Consider the following 15,292-nt stretch of genomic DNA (forward strand, 5'->3'; position numbering starts at 1 on the left):
TAACGATGACAAAAACAGACGGCATACTTTGGTTTCGAAAAAACCTACGCATACATGACAATCCTGCACTGCTACAGGCAAGCGAATCCTCAGAGCGACTGCTGTGTGTTTTTATTTATGATGAAGTGATTCATTACCAGCAACATGGTGTTGAAAGTCTGGGCCCCTATCGGGCCGAATTTTTATGGAATAGCCTGCTTGATCTGAAGCAATCATTACAAGCACTTGGCAATGATCTGGTTATTCTTAAAGGCAATGCCAGCACTGTACTAAAAGAACTAGTCGAGAGAACCGGTGCACGCACGGTGTACGCACCGTATGAGTGCGGCTATTGCGAACGACTACAAGATGATGTCATTACCCAATTTTGCGATTTAAAGCTGATTGGTGGCGCGACACTGTTAGATATCAATGATCTGCCCACTGACCCCGCCACGCTACCCAATAGCTATATCATTTTCCGTCGTTTGATTGAAAAGAACTGGGAAGCAGACATAGGCACGGTTTCAGCGTGCTGCAAGACGCCAACACAATTGCCAGCAGCTCCAGTCATTCCACGACTTGAAAGCATCACGGAAAACCCTGTCGCAGATAGCCGCCCTGTTCCTGATAAGGCAGTACTTAATTTTAAAGGCGGCGAGCACGCTGGCCTGCAGCGCTTGAATGATTTTATATGGGAAGGCACGGCGCTAGAGTCTTACAAGCAAACCCGCAATCAATCGCTGGGCAGTGATTACTCCAGCAAACTATCGCCTTGGATTGCCAATGGCTCTCTTTCTGCGCGTTTTTTGTATCATGAAATCCGTCGTTATGAAGCTGAGCGACTCACCAATGAGTCAACACACTGGATGGTATGCGAGTTACTCTGGCGTGACTATTATCACTTCTCATCCATAAAACATGGTGCGGATTTGTTTTTGCACGATGGCGCTCAAGGACCAAATTGCTCGAAACGCCCGGTTAACAAAACCAATAAAGCCAAAGCACAAAGCTGGTGTGAAGCTAAAACGGGACAGTCATTTATTGACGCGCACATGACTGAGCTGCTGGAAACTGGCTATATGAGCAATCGGGGCCGCCAGTGCGTGTCTGCATATTTTGTACGAACGCTAGGATTGGATTGGCGCTTAGGAGCCAGCTGGTTCGAACATTTCCTGTTAGACTTTGAGCCTTGTAATAACTACGGCAACTGGAATTTTCAGGCAGGGATTGGCCACGACAGTAAAAACCTGCGCAACTTTGATGTCGAGGTCGAAGCCAAGCGCTACGACCCGAATGGTGAATATCAGGCTTACTGGTTGGATTCGTTTAAATAAGGATTGAACGGCTTTTTATTTAGCGCAGAAGCCCGCAACACACTAAAGCTCGCGCCACTACTTTTCAATACAGTATTTTTGCGATCAACAATTGAAACTTCCAACTGATGTGATCCACGGCTTAGGTTACTTAAGTTAGCAACCCGTTGAGTGCCACGGTATTTCTCTACACCATCCAGCTTGATGACCACATTATCACCCGCTCGCAGCTTTGGTGATAAAGTCAGCGCGACCGACACATCGCCATCATTTGCCCTTATGACTTGCTCAGGCTTTGGCGCAATAAGGTTAAGCGATTTATAATAGTCCGTTGCAGTTGCTGGTTTAGGCGCGGATGTCGATGTACCACGTGTATTAACAACGCCAGCATTTGTTTTATAACGAGTGGAAAAATTCTCAAGTACGGTGAGCTTGGGCGGATTAATCGGCTTAGCCACAACGGACTCGGGAGGGCTATCGCCAAATACCAAATTTCCTGACTCATCAGTCCAGCTATAGATACCACCCGCTGATGCGGTTTGCACTACGACACACAGCGCGAGCAACAATATATTCCGCATACACTTAAACCTATCGGCAATTATTTCTAACATTGATTGTAGCAAGACCTTGAAAACATCGGCGAAATACCCGATAACAGGGCATTAAACAAGGAGCAAGGGATGACAGAGCAAATGACTACAAAAGAAGAAAGTATCTGGGGCATGGGGGCGCACCTCGCGGCTCTAAGTGGCATTTTAATCGTACCTGGGTTGGTACTAGGCCCATTAGCCATTTGGATACTGAAGCGTCATAAGAGCAGCTTTGTTGAAGCCAATGCCAGAGAGGCCATGAACTTTCAAATCACCATATTGGTTATTGCTTTTGTAATGGTGCTTCTATCCAGATTCAGCAGTTTGTTTATGATCCAGGCGATGATTGTTGGCATTATCGGAATAGGCTACGCGATCTACGCAGCGCTACAGGTAAGTAAGGGAAAGCAGTACCGGTACCCCTTTGCCATCCGACTGATTAAGTAATTTACTTGGATTACCGGCGATATACTAGCTGCATCGCCGGTAAATCCAACGCTCTAGCTACTGACAATTACAGTCTTCATATTCAGGAAAATAGGCTTCCTGCAGATCATCATTCACCGCCGCACTATCTGTTGTGTAGCTTCCAGTATCAACATAACTAGTATCCGCCTTTTCAGGCACATCATACTCATGCAAGGTTGTGACCCCGACATAAGGCTCGATCTTATGACTGCTAATTAAGAAGTCAGCCCCAGCCGTCAGATAACTTCCCGTGGCACCTGCTGTTAGCAAGGCTTGCTTCTGCTGCAAGCTATATCCAGCGCCATAAGTGGCCTGCATATTCTCATCACCAGTAACCGCTTCCAGCTTGATTTTATCCACGCCAGCATGAGGTCGGTACGACACACTGCCCTGCCAACCATCAGCATCACCGTCGGTTTCAACATCGACCGAGCGGTAACCAATAGTCACATCCGGCTTTAGCGTTTCTGAGCCAAATGTCCAGGTCAATGCTGCAAAAGGATTGCTCTCATCTTTTGCTAACGCGGCATTGCTTATGCACATCACTGCCGTAAGACAGGCGACAGATTTCCATATCTTCATTGCGCACTCCTTATCTAAAGTTCGGCGACAATCTCATGACTATCGCAAAGCTTTAGACAAGGCGGCCGGACAATAAACTTTACAGCTTACCGCCAAATTAATACCATTCATCGGCGGACTCTCAGACACCGCTCAGGCAATCCCCACTTAAACTAAAGGGCCTCTTAGTGACGCTAAAATTTACTGGCATCTGAAGCCAATCATTTTTCGTATTGCTAACACTAGGTGGTGGCTTAACAGGCCTTATCGCTTGCTCAGAAACCCAGCAGGAATTTTTCGTTGACGCGTTATCGCTCACGCCATAACGTTAAAAATAGCGTACTATACCTCTCACAATATTGAATTTACTGACCCCCAAAATACAAGATGCCCTCAGATTCGCCTTTTAAACCAAGTCACACCGACCGCAGTTCAAACTGGATTTGGCCAGTCTTGATTATTGCGATCGCAACGACGATTGCTGCTAGTTTGCTCTATGTGCAGAAAATGTCTAAGCAAATTGACACCATCACTGAGCAGCAACAGGCGCAATACGAGTCTCGGAAATTTTTGCTGAGTAGTCCGGATGTAATCAATGTTAACTGGATGCGCACCCTCAACCCGCTGGCTAAGAATATTAGTGGCGATATCGTCTGGAGCAGCCTGAACCAGCAAGGGATTATGCGTTTTGCGAACCTGCCAAAGCTTCCTACTGATCAGCAATATCATTTGTGGATTTACGACTTAACCAAGCGCCCTGATGATGTGATTTCTGTTGTGGAGTTTGCACCGGTGACTAGCCTACCAACTGAGCTACTGATCCCCTTCACCAGCTCACGCCAGATTGAAAAGCCCTATAAATTCATGATCATGCTAGACAGCACAGAAACAGATTTCACCCCACAGCCACTATTACTGGGCCAACCCTAACAGCGCTTATTGATAGCCAAGACTAGCCATCAATAAATACGCCATCCTCCTGAATCACTACTGGAAAGGTCTGTAAAGCACAGTCCGCAGGCTCATGCGTTGGCGCACCGTTTCGCACATCAAAGCGCGCACCATGCAGCGAACATTCAATATCATTCCCTTTCAGGCAGCCGTAAGACAATGGAAAGTCTTCATGGGGGCACAAGTCCTTAACTGCGTAATATTCCCCACCCACATTGCAGAGTAACAACGCCTGATTGGCGCTTGTGATACGCTTAATTTTTCCGGGCTTGAGCTCATTTATTTCAGCGGCTTTAATCATAGGATAGGCATCATGAAGAATATTTGGATTATTGGCTGCGGCGACATTGGGCGGCGCGTTGCCAAACGGATCAATGCATTGTATCAAGGCCAAGTGTACCGCATTAGCGCACTCGTCAGTAGCGAAGCATCGGCTGCCAAGTGTCGGGCGCTTGGTATAAATACCCTGATTCACGACCTTGATAGTGATGTCGCATTACCTGTGTCAGAGTTTCAGAATGCAGAGCTCTATTACTTTGCACCACCTCCGGGCAATGGCGAACAAGATAGCCGCCTGCAAACCGTACTTACCCAGTTGGGCGACTTGCCAAAGCGTATCGTACTAATCAGCACCACCGGCGTATATGGTAACTGTGAAGGTGGCTGGGTCGATGAAAACTCACCCGTGAACCCACAAACCGATCGCGCCAAGCGTCGAGCCTCCGCAGAGAGCATCTTGCAACACTGGGCAGAACAATATCAGCGTGAATACATTATTCTGCGAGTGCCCGGCATTTACGCACTAGAACGCTTACCGCTCGAACGGCTTCGCAAAAATCTGCCCGTGGTGCAACGTAGTGAAGCGGCTTATACCAACCGAATTCATGCCGACGACTTGGCTGCAATTTGTATCACAGCGATGGAAAGCTCACTGACGGCTGAGATCTTTAATACAACCGATGGCCATCCCAGCACTATGGTTGATTACTTTAATCAGGTTGCTGACTATGCAGGCTTACCTCGCCCTCCACAGATCAGCTTGCAGGATGCGAATGAAAAATTAAGCAAAGGGATGCTTTCTTACGCGCTGGAATCGCGCCGCATAAAGAATGATAAACTATTGAATTTATTAGATATTGAATTAATTTATCCGGACATTTCCAGCGCCTTAAAATAATCTTCGTTTTTATCGATCGAAACGATCTAAATAATCTATTGCGCCCACGGTGTTTATTTCCTATTGTAATGTTGGCTTACTATGCAAAACATGGTAAGCCAATCATCTTTACACCAATCCGGAGCACGCCATGTCACTTAAAGGAAGCAAGACCGAACAGAATCTCAAAGACGCCTTCGCGGGTGAGTCTCAGGCAAATCGTCGCTATCTTTACTTCGCATCAAAAGCAGACATTGAAGGCTACAACGATGTTGCAACCGTTTTCCGTTCCACCGCAGAAGGCGAAACTGGCCATGCGCACGGCCACTTAGAATACCTCGAAGAATGTGGAGACCCTGCAACAGGGATGCCATTCGGTGGAACTGCAGCCAATCTGGCAACCGCCATTGCTGGCGAAACTCACGAATACACAGATATGTACCCAGGCATGACCAAAGAAGCTCGCGAGGAAGGCTTTGATGAGATTGCTGACTGGTTTGAAACACTAGCCAAAGCGGAGCGTTCTCATGCCAACCGTTTCCAGAAGGCGCTGGATAGCTTGGATGCCTAAGCAGCCTAGCTAGCGACCGTTAGCATTTCCCTCTCCGGAGGTTTTGGAGGGGGAGATCTGTCATCTTACTTGTTTGGAGAGGCTCATGGCACAACGTGAAGGCAATCTGGAAGCACCCACACGACATCCCCTTGACTGGAAATCCGACGACTTTTACAACGAAGACTCGCTCAATAAAGAGCTGGAACGTGTGTACGATATTTGTCATGGCTGCCGCCGCTGTGTCAGCCTGTGTAATTCATTCCCCACCCTGTTTGATCTGATCGATGAATCTGAAACCTTCGAAGTGGATGGCGTCGATAAAAAAGATTACATGAAGGTCGTCGACCAATGTTACTTGTGCGACCTGTGCTATCTGACCAAATGCCCTTACGTACCGCCTCATGAATGGAATGTCGACTTTCCTCATCTGATGCTGCGTGCTAAGGCGGTAAAATTCCAGAAAGGCGAAGTTAAAACCCGCGATAAAATTCTCTCCGCCACCGATACGGTCGGTAGCCTCGCAGGAATTCCAGTGGTTTCCACCATTGTAAACGCCATGAATAAAAATGGCCTTGCCAGAAAGGGGCTGGAGAAAGTACTACAAGTCCATCCAGATGCTGTGGTGCCTGAATATCACAGCAAGACTGGCCGCAAGCGCTTAGCGAATCACAACTCAGCACACACTGCCGAACCCATTGGCCGCACAACCGGTAAAGTTGCCTTATTTGTCACCTGCTATGGCAACCGCAACGAGCCACACATCGTTGAGGATATGGCGAAAGTCTTTGAGCACAATAAAATCCCACTCGCCTTAGTTGATAAAGAACAATGTTGCGGCATGCCAAAGTTAGAGCTAGGCGACTTAGAAGCCGTTGCCCAAGCTAAAGATGTGAATATTCCAGAGCTGATTAAAAAGATCGATCAGGGCTACGACATTATTGCGCCGGTGCCTTCCTGTGTTCTGATGTTTAAACAAGAATTACCGCTCATGTTCCCAGATGACGCCGACGTGCAAAGAGTTAAGGCGCATATTTTCGACCCCTTTGAGTATCTGATGCTGCGCCATAAGGAAGCTAAGCTCAATACCGACTTTAGCCGCAGCCTTGGCAAGGTCAGCTACCACGCCTCCTGTCATCTACGGGTTCAAAAGATTGGCCTGAAAACACGCGAGCTGCTAGAGCTTATTCCAGAGACTAAACTGGATGTGATTGAGCGCTGCTCTGGTCATGACGGGACTTATGCAGTGAAATCCGAATACCACGAAATCTCTATGAAGATTTGTAAGCCGGTGATTACTCGCGTACAAAAAGCAGAATCTGATTATTACAGCAGTGACTGCCCGATGGCCGGCCACCAGATTGAAAACGGTATGAAAGACGACTCCGTGCCGCACCACCCGATGACACTGCTGCGCATGGCCTACGGCCTGTCGTAAAGGAGCTATACGATGCAATTGACCCGAGATGACTTACTCTCATTGGAACAATATTCTGCCGAGCGCAATGCGATGCGCCAACAGGTAATGGCACATAAGAAAAATCGCCGGTTGGCAATTGGTGAGCACTTGTCGCTGTACTTTGAAGATAAGCTCACCATGCAATACCAAATTCAGGAAGTACTGCGCGCGGAGCGCATTTTTGAAGCGGCAGAGATCAATCAAGAACTGGACGCCTACAATCCATTAATTCCCGATGGGTCTAACTGGAAAGTGACGCTGATGGTGGAATATAAAGATCCGCTAGAGCGAGCTTCTGCACTCTCTAAGCTGATTGGTATTGAGCGCCAAACTTGGTTGCAAGTGAATGGCTTCGATAAAGTTTATGCAATTGCGAATGAAGATCTGGAACGTGAGACCGAGGAAAAAACCTCAGCCGTTCACTTTCTGCGCTATGAGCTTAGCCCTGAAATGATTGCGGCGGCTAAGCAAGGCGCAGCCATTAATGCGGGCGTTGAGCATGAGAACTATAGTCATTCATTGCTGCCGATTCCTGCCAATATCCGAGATTCTATTGTTCAAGATTTTGAGTAATACGGCAATATAGCGCCCATAAAAAACACCGGCCTGCTTTATGCAGTGACCAGTGTTTTTTGAATAGATTTTATCGTATAGTTTTATCAATCGTAGAATCAGCTCGCTTAGTTTGAGTTCCCAGAGCCCATCATTTCAAATAATTTACTTAGCTTGTGTACCTAATGTTAATAATCTCAAACAACTAGCATTAGCTTATGCAGCTAATGCTAGTTGCTTCATGCAACTCACTTAGTTTGAGCGCCTAGCGCCAACCACTCTTTGACAACTTCGTCAGCTGACAAATGCTGCACAGAACCCAGGGCAATCTCACGGCAATGTGCTAACAAATCCTTATCAGAATATAGACGATCCATGGCTTTACTCAATGCATCTGCATTTTCATTCTCAACCAACAAGCCGTTCTCACCTTCTATTACAATCTCACGCGGCCCTGTAGGGCAATCAGTCGCCACGACCGGACATGAGAGAACCAAAGCTTCAATCAGCACCATCGGAAAAGCTTCGGTGCGACTGGATAATACTAAAAACTCAGCATTCGCCAAATACTTAAACGGGTTTGACTGCACGCCTTCCAGAATCACTTTGCCTTGCAGTGACAAATTGGCAATCTGTTGCTCCAGTTCTGGACGACACTCACCCTCACCCACAATCAGTAAATCGCAGTGCTGCTGTAACTCTGATTTGGCATAGGCCTCTATTAAGATATCCAGTCGTTTAACTTCAGATAAACGCCCAAGCGCCACAATATAAGGTCGCGGGTGCGAGTAAGGCTCAGCGCCTTGCTGCTGGATATCATCAAATGACACCAGATTATAGATTCGGGAAACCGCAGGCATTTTGTATTCTTCGCGCAGCAAGGTTGCGACATCTTCAGAGACGGCAATAATATGTTTTGCGCGAGGGTAAGTCAGCTTCATCAGTAGTGTTTCAAAGAAGCCCAACTCGTGTGGATTACAGTGTACAGATAGTAGTGAATTGGGTTCAGCTAAGGCTGTTGGATAGTTAGCCGACTCCATGAAGCCAAACACATAATCGTATTTTTCCTGCCGAAAATGCTGCTTTAACCTAACCGTACGCTTTAAAACATTGTAAGCTTTAAAAAATAGGCCAAACTTCTCAGGACAATTAAGATTTACCTGACGGCACGGAGACTGATAATGCATATCAGTATCCTGAAAAATCACCAAGGTTACGTCGTGGTCTTTGGATAAGGCACTTGCCAAATTGAGGGCCGAGCGCTGCCCGCCTCCCAGTTCCAGGTCGGCAATCACTATCGCTATTTTTTTCATTCGATTACACGCCAGTTTCTACATTTATGAGTTAAATAATTAAGCTTCACTGATGTACAAACACTACGCGTGTAAACTAATAGTGTAAACCTTTACAAGACGAGTAGACCTTGTCCGAAGACCAACGACCAACGACCAACGACCAACCTTGCTTATTCATAGTCCAACTGATACGCCAATCGTTGCAACCAATTGTGCTCACGGCGCAAATCGGCTTCCAGCAATTCACGATCATCCAGACCACGTTTGGTGGTCAGTTGAATCTTACGGCCCTTTGCTGTTAAGAATGGCCGTATCTTATTAGAGTCCCGGCGTCGGTGTAGCAATACCGACAATCGCAATAAGATACTTAAACGAATAATCATTTCACGGTCTTGCTTGGGGAAATCGCTAAACCGACCCAGGTCAATTTTCCGACGATGTGACTTCACCAAGGTTGCCAACCAAACCTGTTCACGAAGCGAGAAGCCCTGCATAAAGGCATATTTCAGAATGTAGGCACCCTGAAAGTGATGTTTACTGTGGGTAATAATTAAACCGATCTCATGCAGCTTGGCACCCCAAGACAACATCTCGCGGGCTGCTGGCGGCAAGCCCCAACTTTCAGCAACCTGGTCAAACATATACAATGCGGTACTGCGCACGCGCTCTGCTTGCTCGGTATCGACCTGAAAGCGAGTTGAGATCTCTTCAATACTGCGGTCACGCACGTCTTCATGCTGTATGCGACCAAGCATGTCGTATAGCAGACCTTCACGCAAAGCCCCTTCAGACACCGTCATATGATCGATTTTCAGCGCTTCAAACACCGCAATTAATACCGCCAAACCACCGGCATACACAGGCAGCCGATCATCACCCAAGCCCGGTAAACTTACTTCGCTGATGTTCTTGGCTTCGATCATTTTGTCACGAATCGCATACAGCGCAGTCAGCGTAATGCCAAACGGCTCTAAGCCCAAAGCCAAAATAATATTCAGGGTACTGGTAATCGTGCCAGAGGAGCCTGTCGCACGCGACCAGCGTCCCTGCATATAAGTCTTTTGTATTGGGAGAATTTCCAGACGAATTTCAGTACTAGCTTTGGCCCAATTCTTCGCACGAACGTCACCATTGCGGAAAAAACGCTGCGTACTGCTCGCCGCACCAACATCTAAACTTTCCAAATCCTGTGGTACAAAATCTTGCCCGATAATAAATTCGGTACTGCCTCCACCAATATCAATAACCAACTGCTTGCCGCGATCATTAGATAAGGTGTGCGAGACGCCAAGATACACTAAACGCGCTTCTTCACGACCCGAGATGATATCGATTGGATGCCCTAATAACTCACTACCACGACGCACAAACTCATCAGAATCACGCATGCGCCGCAAGGTATTGGTTCCGGCAATCCGGACATTTTCAGGAGGGATTGAGCGTAGGCGATCGCCAAAGCGCTTCAGGCATTCATAAGCACGAGCCTCGACGTCATCATCGAGAATACCATTCTCATCCAGCCCGCCACGCAGACGAACCATTTCTTTTTCTTTATCGATTAGGGTGAAGCTGCCGTTTTCATCACTGCGCGACACAATCATATGAAAACTATTCGAGCCCAAATCAACTGCTGCCAGCATTCTGCCGTTCAGCGAATTCTCTTCTACCGCATTATCTGCCATAACTTAATCTTCCAGTACCAGATTATCACGATGGATCAGTTCAGCCTCCCCCATATACCCGAGTACTTCAGGGATAGACTGACTAGGTGTTTTACAAATTAGGCTAACATCCTTGCTGGCATAATTACAAAGGCCACGTGCAATCACACGGCCCTGAGCATCTGCGCAATCAACCCGATCGCCTCGCTCAAAGTTTCCTTCACAACGCTCTACGCCAACTGGCAACAAGCTCTTACCTAATCGTAGCAATGCGTTAACCGCCCCATCATCCAGATACAAAGTGCCTTTAGCCTGTGTTTGGCCAGCGATCCATTGCTTACGGGCAGCCAGTTTACTGTCATCGGGTGTTAGCAAGGTGCCTAAATTCTCGCCTTTGCGTAGGCGGGTTAGCACGTCTTTCTCACGACCTGAGACGATGACTGTAGCACAACCGGCTCGCGCTGCACGACGTGCGGCTTTTACCTTAGTTGCCATGCCACCACTGCCGATGGCCGTTCCCGCTGCGCCAGCAAAACTGACGTAGTCCGGATTCATCGCTGCGCCTTCGCTGATAAATTCAGCGTCAGGGTTATGTCTCGGATCTTTGTTATACAAGCCTTTTTGGTCGGTGAGAATGACTAATAAGTCCGCCTCAACCAAGCTGGCAACAACTGCGCCAAGTGTATCATTATCACCCAAACGAATTTCTTCAAACGCCACGGTATCATTCTCATTAACAATGGGAATGGTACCTAAGCGAATCAACGTTCTTAAGGTATTACGAGCATTGAGATAACGCAGACGATGCCGAACATCATCATGCGTTAATAGAATTTGAGCGACTTGGACTTGGTATTTTTGAAATTCAGTCTGATAGGTCTGAATCAGACCAGCCTGCCCTACCGCAGCAGCAGCCTGCAGCTCTGGCAAGGTCGTCGGGCGGACTTTCCAGCCCATCCGACTCATGCCTTCGGCAACTGATCCGGATGAGACCAGAACGACCTCAATCCCTTGCTCACGAAGTGCCGTGATCTGGCCAGCCCAGTCTGCAATCGCAGCATAGTCCAACCCTTCCCCGTCGCGCGTGAGTAAGGCACTACCAATTTTTACAATCCAGCGCTGGCTTTGCTGAGTATATTTAATGCGACTCATAGAGGTTCACACTTAAGGGGCGTGACTCGATACTTCGGCTTCCATTGACTTCTCATCCATATATTGCATGATTTTATAAGCCAATTCCTGAGTACCATTTTTGGTGGCGGCAGAGAGCATAAAGACCGGTTTATCCCAGCCCAGCTCATCAATGATCGCCTGACAATGCGCTTCACGCTCATCCTCAGGTAACACATCAATTTTGTTCAGCACTAACCAACGCTCACGATCACCCAACTCATCGCTATATTGGCGAATTTCGTTTTCGATGATACGGAACGCTTCTGCCGGACTACTTTCATCCAACGGTGCGACATCCACCATGTGCAATAGCAAGCTGGTGCGGGTTAAGTGCTTAAGGAATCGTACCCCAAGCCCAGCACCCTCTGCCGCACCTTCGATCAAGCCCGGAATATCGGCAATCACGAAGCTTTTAAAGTCACCGACGCTAACCACACCCAAGTTTGGATAGAGTGTAGTAAACGGGTAATCTGCGATTTTCGGACGTGCCGAAGACATGCTGGAAATCAGTGTTGATTTACCTGCATTCGGCATTCCCAACAAACCCACATCGGCTAATACGCGCATTTCCAGCCGGAGCTGTCTCAGCTCGCCAAGAGAACCTGGCTTTGCCTGACGTGGTGCGCGATTAACCGAGCTTTTATAACGGAGGTTACCAAGCCCATGAAAACCACCCTGAGCAACTAACAAACGCTCCTGATCGCTAGTGATGTCACCGATTAACTCATCGGTTTCATCATCATAAACCGCCGTACCGATAGGGACTTCGATAATTTTATCTGCCCCACGGTGTCCGGTCATATTATTGCCATGGCCGTTCTTTCCGCGGTCCGCTTCATAATGACGCGAATGACGGAAATCAGACAGGGTATTCAAGTCCTTACTGGCTTGAAGGTACACGCAACCACCATCGCCGCCATCGCCGCCATCCGGGCCGCCGAACTCGATGTATTTTTCACGCCGAAAACTCACGGCTCCGTTGCCACCGTCGCCGGCTTTAACCTGGATGCGTGCTTCATCTACAAATTTCATGGGATTATCTTAGCTTTCCTAAAGGTGCCTTAGTGGTGGTGGCCGCCTGGGCCGTGTGGGTGACCATGGCTGATTTCTTCAGCCGATGCTTCACGCACGTCAATCACATTGACATCAAAGTTTAAGGTCTCACCAGCCATTGGGTGATTACCATCAATCTTAATGGTATCGCCTTCAATAGCGGCTACCGTAATAATTTCTACGCCCTGATCAGTCTGCGCCTGAAATTGTGCGCCAACCACCATATCTTCATCCGTCACGCCAGCGAACATTTCGCGAGGTACGTCTTGAGTCAGGTTAGGGTTGCGCTCGCCATAGGCTTCAGCCGGTGGTACTGATACCACAATATTATCGCCAGCAGCAGCGTTCTCAAGTGCTTTTTCCAGACCTGGAATCATACCACCCACACCGTGCATATATAAAAATGGGTTGTTCTCGTCTGCAGTGTCGAGTACTTCGCCATCATTATCTTTCAGGATGTAATGTAATGTAGCGACTGAGTTTTTAACAATATTCATGCGACTTTCCAAGCTTTGGCAAATTCGGGAATTTTGACACAATTAAAGAGGCAGTGATAGTAAATGGCCTATTAAAAATACAGCTTGTCGTATGGTACTTCGCCTCAGCCTCTTTTGGGTGTTAAAATTATCCACAAAATATGACCAAGCAAATAACTAATAAAAAGGTACATTATGGCAAAGCTCTCTGAAATCAAGGGAATAACCATCCGAATTTCCTATACCATCGAAGCGCAGGGCATCAAAACTGTTGAAGCATTGCTCGCCACTTGCAGCACCCGTAAGGGCCGTGAGGAGCTAGCACGCAACACAGGATTCTCTGAAAAAGACATCTTAACCTGGGCAAACCGTGCGGACTTAGCCCGTATCAAAGGAATCGCCACTCAAAATGCAGACTTGCTCGAAGCAGCGGGTGTTGATACCGTGCCCGAACTGGCTCAGCGTAATCCGGAAAACCTGCATGCGACTATTCTGGAAGAGAATAATAAGCACCGCATTGTTTCCAAAATGGCCAGCCTGAATCAGGTAATTGACTGGATTAGTCAAGCCAAACGATTACCCCGCGTCATTACTTACTAACTCTGCCACAATGAATATGGCAGAGTTCATGCAAGGAAATATTAATGTCCCTGTATCGCCTGCTGTATTCATTGCTGTGGTTTATCCTATCCCCTTTCGTATTGCTGCGCCTGTTTTGGCGTTCCCGGCAAAACCCTGCACACCGTAATAATTGGCAGCAGCGACTCGGATTGATTAATCTGGAACCTGCGCCAAGAATCTGGCTGCACGCGGTTTCAGTGGGCGAAACCATGGCAGCCAAACCGCTAATCGAAGCCCTGCTCGAACAATACCCCAAACATCGCTTACTCCTTAGTAACACCACAGCCACTGGCTCCCAAACCGCGCAGCGATTGTTTGCCGACCGGGTTGAGCACGCCTATTGCCCTTATGATCTCCCCTTTGCGGTCAGCCGTTTTGTAAAATCTGCCAAACCTGAGCTACTGGTGATTATGGAAACTGAGATCTGGCCAAACTTGATTGCCAGTTGCCATAAACAAAGCATTCCAGTGATGATTGCCAATGCCCGTTTATCCAAGCGCTCAACCAAAGGCTATTCGCGCCTTAGCAAATTGATTCAACCAGCGTTGCAGCAAGTATCCAGTATTGGCTGTCGTAGTGAACAAGATGCTGAACACTTCAAACTGCTTGGCGCTAAACCAGAATCGGTCATGGTTACGGGGAATATCAAATTCGATATTCTGCCAAAAACTCAAACCACTGATGCGCCAGCCTTGCGCCAACAACTAAAACCCAACGCTAAAATCTGGGTGGCGGCCAGTACTCATCAAGGTGAGGATGAGCAAATTCTGGCGTGTTATCAGCAGCTCAAAACCCAACATACCGAGTTGGTATTAATTTTAGTGCCGCGCCACCCCGAGCGTTTTGAGGCGGTTTATCAGCTCTGCATCAATACGGATTACACTGTACAACGGCGCAGTGAATATGCCAGCTTTAGCGCTGACTGCGACATTATTCTAGGCGATAGCTTAGGTGAGATGGCTTACTGGTATAGCGCTGCTGATATAGTATTTATGGGTGGCAGCTTAGCTCCAACCGGTGGGCATAACCCGTTGGAGGCCAGCGTTTATGGCATTCCAGTGGTCAGTGGGCCGGCTATTTTTAACTTTAATGATGTGTTCGACATTTTGTGTGATGCTGAGATTGCTTGGGTTGAAGCCGATCAACATGATTTGCAATCACGAATTTTAAGCCTATTACAACTCACCGAGGCTGAGCGCAACGCCATCCATCAGCGTGCAGAGCAAACCTTAAGCCAACACCGTGGTGTAACGGACAAATTATTGAGACAAATCAACAGCCTAGTGGGTAAGCAACACGCTGAGCATTAATCAAAACCATACCAAGCATTAACAGCGCCTCTCATTACGGCCCTTCATCGTTAAAAACTGGACACTCGTCGACCTGATCTCTAATGTGGGGATAACAATAAAAATCCCCCTAAAAATC

17 protein-coding genes are annotated in these 15,292 nt (G+C 47.6%); 9 read left to right on the top strand and 8 right to left on the bottom strand.

The window, feature by feature from the left end; translation table 11 throughout:
• Positions 1-5 precede the first annotated feature (5 nt).
• Positions 6-1,316 carry a DASH family cryptochrome gene (locus LEUMU_RS26005; RefSeq protein WP_022952750.1) on the top strand — a complete coding sequence of 437 codons (1,311 nt, stop codon included), beginning with the start codon at positions 6-8 and terminating at the stop codon, positions 1,314-1,316.
• On the opposite strand, the gene LEUMU_RS0113165 is transcribed toward LEUMU_RS26005, so the two are convergent.
• Positions 1,292-1,876, bottom strand: coding sequence for a DUF4124 domain-containing protein (locus LEUMU_RS0113165; protein WP_022952751.1), 585 nt, complete (start codon positions 1,874-1,876; stop codon positions 1,292-1,294). The two genes, LEUMU_RS26005 and LEUMU_RS0113165, sit on opposite strands and share 25 nt — an antisense overlap.
• Before the next feature lie 102 nt (positions 1,877-1,978).
• On the opposite strand from LEUMU_RS0113165, the gene LEUMU_RS0113170 reads away from it, so the two are divergent.
• Positions 1,979-2,335, top strand: a complete 357-nt coding sequence (locus tag LEUMU_RS0113170) for a DUF4870 domain-containing protein (RefSeq protein WP_022952752.1) — start codon at positions 1,979-1,981, stop codon at positions 2,333-2,335.
• Positions 2,336-2,392: 57 nt separating this feature from the next.
• Here the strand turns inward: LEUMU_RS0113170 and LEUMU_RS0113175 are convergent, their stop codons facing one another.
• The gene (locus LEUMU_RS0113175) at positions 2,393-2,938 is read right to left on the bottom strand and encodes a hypothetical protein (RefSeq protein ID WP_022952753.1); all 546 of its coding nucleotides are present in this window, start codon (positions 2,936-2,938) and stop codon (positions 2,393-2,395) included.
• A gap of 486 nt (positions 2,939-3,424) precedes the next feature.
• On the opposite strand from LEUMU_RS0113175, the gene LEUMU_RS0113180 reads away from it, so the two are divergent.
• Positions 3,425-3,847 carry an anti-sigma factor gene (locus tag LEUMU_RS0113180; RefSeq protein WP_157474339.1) on the top strand — a complete coding sequence of 141 codons (423 nt, stop codon included), beginning with the start codon at positions 3,425-3,427 and terminating at the stop codon, positions 3,845-3,847.
• Between the two features lie 22 nt (positions 3,848-3,869).
• Here LEUMU_RS0113180 and LEUMU_RS0113185 read toward each other — a convergent pair whose 3' ends face one another.
• Positions 3,870-4,169, bottom strand: a complete 300-nt coding sequence (locus LEUMU_RS0113185) for a non-heme iron oxygenase ferredoxin subunit (protein WP_022952755.1) — start codon at positions 4,167-4,169, stop codon at positions 3,870-3,872.
• Between the two features lie 12 nt (positions 4,170-4,181).
• On the opposite strand from LEUMU_RS0113185, the gene LEUMU_RS0113190 reads away from it, so the two are divergent.
• The 4 genes from LEUMU_RS0113190 to LEUMU_RS0113205 all read left to right on the top strand — a co-directional run bounded on the left by LEUMU_RS0113190 (position 4,182) and on the right by LEUMU_RS0113205 (position 7,606).
• The gene (locus LEUMU_RS0113190; RefSeq protein WP_022952756.1) at positions 4,182-5,045 is read left to right on the top strand and encodes an SDR family oxidoreductase; all 864 of its coding nucleotides are present in this window, start codon (positions 4,182-4,184) and stop codon (positions 5,043-5,045) included.
• A gap of 130 nt (positions 5,046-5,175) precedes the next feature.
• Positions 5,176-5,595, top strand: a complete 420-nt coding sequence (locus tag LEUMU_RS0113195) for a rubrerythrin family protein (RefSeq protein WP_022952757.1) — start codon at positions 5,176-5,178, stop codon at positions 5,593-5,595.
• 85 nt (positions 5,596-5,680) lie between these two features.
• Positions 5,681-7,012 (top strand): heterodisulfide reductase-related iron-sulfur binding cluster, encoded by a 1,332-nt coding sequence (locus LEUMU_RS0113200; RefSeq protein ID WP_022952758.1) that lies wholly within the window; start codon positions 5,681-5,683, stop codon positions 7,010-7,012.
• A 12-nt stretch (positions 7,013-7,024) separates the two neighbouring features.
• On the top strand, positions 7,025-7,606 hold the full coding sequence (locus LEUMU_RS0113205; RefSeq protein ID WP_022952759.1) for a DUF3501 family protein: 582 nt from the start codon (positions 7,025-7,027) through the stop codon (positions 7,604-7,606).
• 227 nt (positions 7,607-7,833) lie between these two features.
• Here the strand turns inward: LEUMU_RS0113205 and LEUMU_RS28090 are convergent, their stop codons facing one another.
• The 5 genes from LEUMU_RS28090 to LEUMU_RS0113230 form a co-directional block, all read right to left on the bottom strand.
• Positions 7,834-8,898: a glycosyltransferase gene (locus LEUMU_RS28090; RefSeq protein WP_022952760.1), complete on the bottom strand. Its 1,065-nt coding sequence runs from the start codon at positions 8,896-8,898 to the stop codon at positions 7,834-7,836.
• 152 nt (positions 8,899-9,050) lie between these two features.
• Entirely contained in the window at positions 9,051-10,562 is a 1,512-nt protein-coding gene (locus LEUMU_RS0113215; RefSeq protein ID WP_022952761.1) for a Ppx/GppA phosphatase family protein, read from the bottom strand.
• A gap of 3 nt (positions 10,563-10,565) precedes the next feature.
• Positions 10,566-11,693: a glutamate 5-kinase gene (proB, locus tag LEUMU_RS0113220; RefSeq protein ID WP_022952762.1), complete on the bottom strand. Its 1,128-nt coding sequence runs from the start codon at positions 11,691-11,693 to the stop codon at positions 10,566-10,568.
• Positions 11,694-11,705: 12 nt separating this feature from the next.
• On the bottom strand, positions 11,706-12,746 hold the full coding sequence (gene cgtA, locus LEUMU_RS0113225) for an Obg family GTPase CgtA (RefSeq protein ID WP_022952763.1): 1,041 nt from the start codon (positions 12,744-12,746) through the stop codon (positions 11,706-11,708).
• Between the two features lie 29 nt (positions 12,747-12,775).
• The gene (locus LEUMU_RS0113230; protein WP_022952764.1) at positions 12,776-13,264 is read right to left on the bottom strand and encodes an FKBP-type peptidyl-prolyl cis-trans isomerase; all 489 of its coding nucleotides are present in this window, start codon (positions 13,262-13,264) and stop codon (positions 12,776-12,778) included.
• 174 nt (positions 13,265-13,438) lie between these two features.
• On the opposite strand from LEUMU_RS0113230, the gene LEUMU_RS0113235 reads away from it, so the two are divergent.
• Positions 13,439-13,843 carry a DUF4332 domain-containing protein gene (locus LEUMU_RS0113235; protein ID WP_022952765.1) on the top strand — a complete coding sequence of 135 codons (405 nt, stop codon included), beginning with the start codon at positions 13,439-13,441 and terminating at the stop codon, positions 13,841-13,843.
• Positions 13,844-13,887: 44 nt separating this feature from the next.
• Positions 13,888-15,174 (top strand): lipid IV(A) 3-deoxy-D-manno-octulosonic acid transferase, encoded by a 1,287-nt coding sequence (gene waaA, locus LEUMU_RS0113240; RefSeq protein ID WP_022952766.1) that lies wholly within the window; start codon positions 13,888-13,890, stop codon positions 15,172-15,174.
• The last annotated feature ends 118 nt before the right edge of the window (positions 15,175-15,292 follow it).

It is taken from the genome of Leucothrix mucor DSM 2157 (assembly GCF_000419525.1).
GTDB classification, from domain to species: Bacteria; Pseudomonadota; Gammaproteobacteria; order Thiotrichales; family Thiotrichaceae; genus Leucothrix; species Leucothrix mucor.

Bases quoted from the DNA above. Each gene is read 5' to 3' on its own strand.
- LEUMU_RS26005 (WP_022952750.1), top strand. From the start codon at position 6: ATGACAAAAACAGACGGCATACTTTGGTTTCGAAAAAACCTACGCATA.
- LEUMU_RS0113165 (WP_022952751.1), bottom strand. From the start codon at position 1,876: ATGCGGAATATATTGTTGCTCGCGCTGTGTGTCGTAGTGCAAACCGCA.
- LEUMU_RS0113170 (WP_022952752.1), top strand. From the start codon at position 1,979: ATGACAGAGCAAATGACTACAAAAGAAGAAAGTATCTGGGGCATGGGG.
- LEUMU_RS0113175 (WP_022952753.1), bottom strand. From the start codon at position 2,938: ATGAAGATATGGAAATCTGTCGCCTGTCTTACGGCAGTGATGTGCATA.
- LEUMU_RS0113180 (WP_157474339.1), top strand. From the start codon at position 3,425: ATGTCTAAGCAAATTGACACCATCACTGAGCAGCAACAGGCGCAATAC.
- LEUMU_RS0113185 (WP_022952755.1), bottom strand. From the start codon at position 4,169: ATGATTAAAGCCGCTGAAATAAATGAGCTCAAGCCCGGAAAAATTAAG.
- LEUMU_RS0113190 (WP_022952756.1), top strand. From the start codon at position 4,182: ATGAAGAATATTTGGATTATTGGCTGCGGCGACATTGGGCGGCGCGTT.
- LEUMU_RS0113195 (WP_022952757.1), top strand. From the start codon at position 5,176: ATGTCACTTAAAGGAAGCAAGACCGAACAGAATCTCAAAGACGCCTTC.
- LEUMU_RS0113200 (WP_022952758.1), top strand. From the start codon at position 5,681: ATGGCACAACGTGAAGGCAATCTGGAAGCACCCACACGACATCCCCTT.
- LEUMU_RS0113205 (WP_022952759.1), top strand. From the start codon at position 7,025: ATGCAATTGACCCGAGATGACTTACTCTCATTGGAACAATATTCTGCC.
- LEUMU_RS28090 (WP_022952760.1), bottom strand. From the start codon at position 8,898: ATGAAAAAAATAGCGATAGTGATTGCCGACCTGGAACTGGGAGGCGGG.
- LEUMU_RS0113215 (WP_022952761.1), bottom strand. From the start codon at position 10,562: ATGGCAGATAATGCGGTAGAAGAGAATTCGCTGAACGGCAGAATGCTG.
- proB (WP_022952762.1), bottom strand. From the start codon at position 11,693: ATGAGTCGCATTAAATATACTCAGCAAAGCCAGCGCTGGATTGTAAAA.
- cgtA (WP_022952763.1), bottom strand. From the start codon at position 12,746: ATGAAATTTGTAGATGAAGCACGCATCCAGGTTAAAGCCGGCGACGGT.
- LEUMU_RS0113230 (WP_022952764.1), bottom strand. From the start codon at position 13,264: ATGAATATTGTTAAAAACTCAGTCGCTACATTACATTACATCCTGAAA.
- LEUMU_RS0113235 (WP_022952765.1), top strand. From the start codon at position 13,439: ATGGCAAAGCTCTCTGAAATCAAGGGAATAACCATCCGAATTTCCTAT.
- waaA (WP_022952766.1), top strand. From the start codon at position 13,888: ATGTCCCTGTATCGCCTGCTGTATTCATTGCTGTGGTTTATCCTATCC.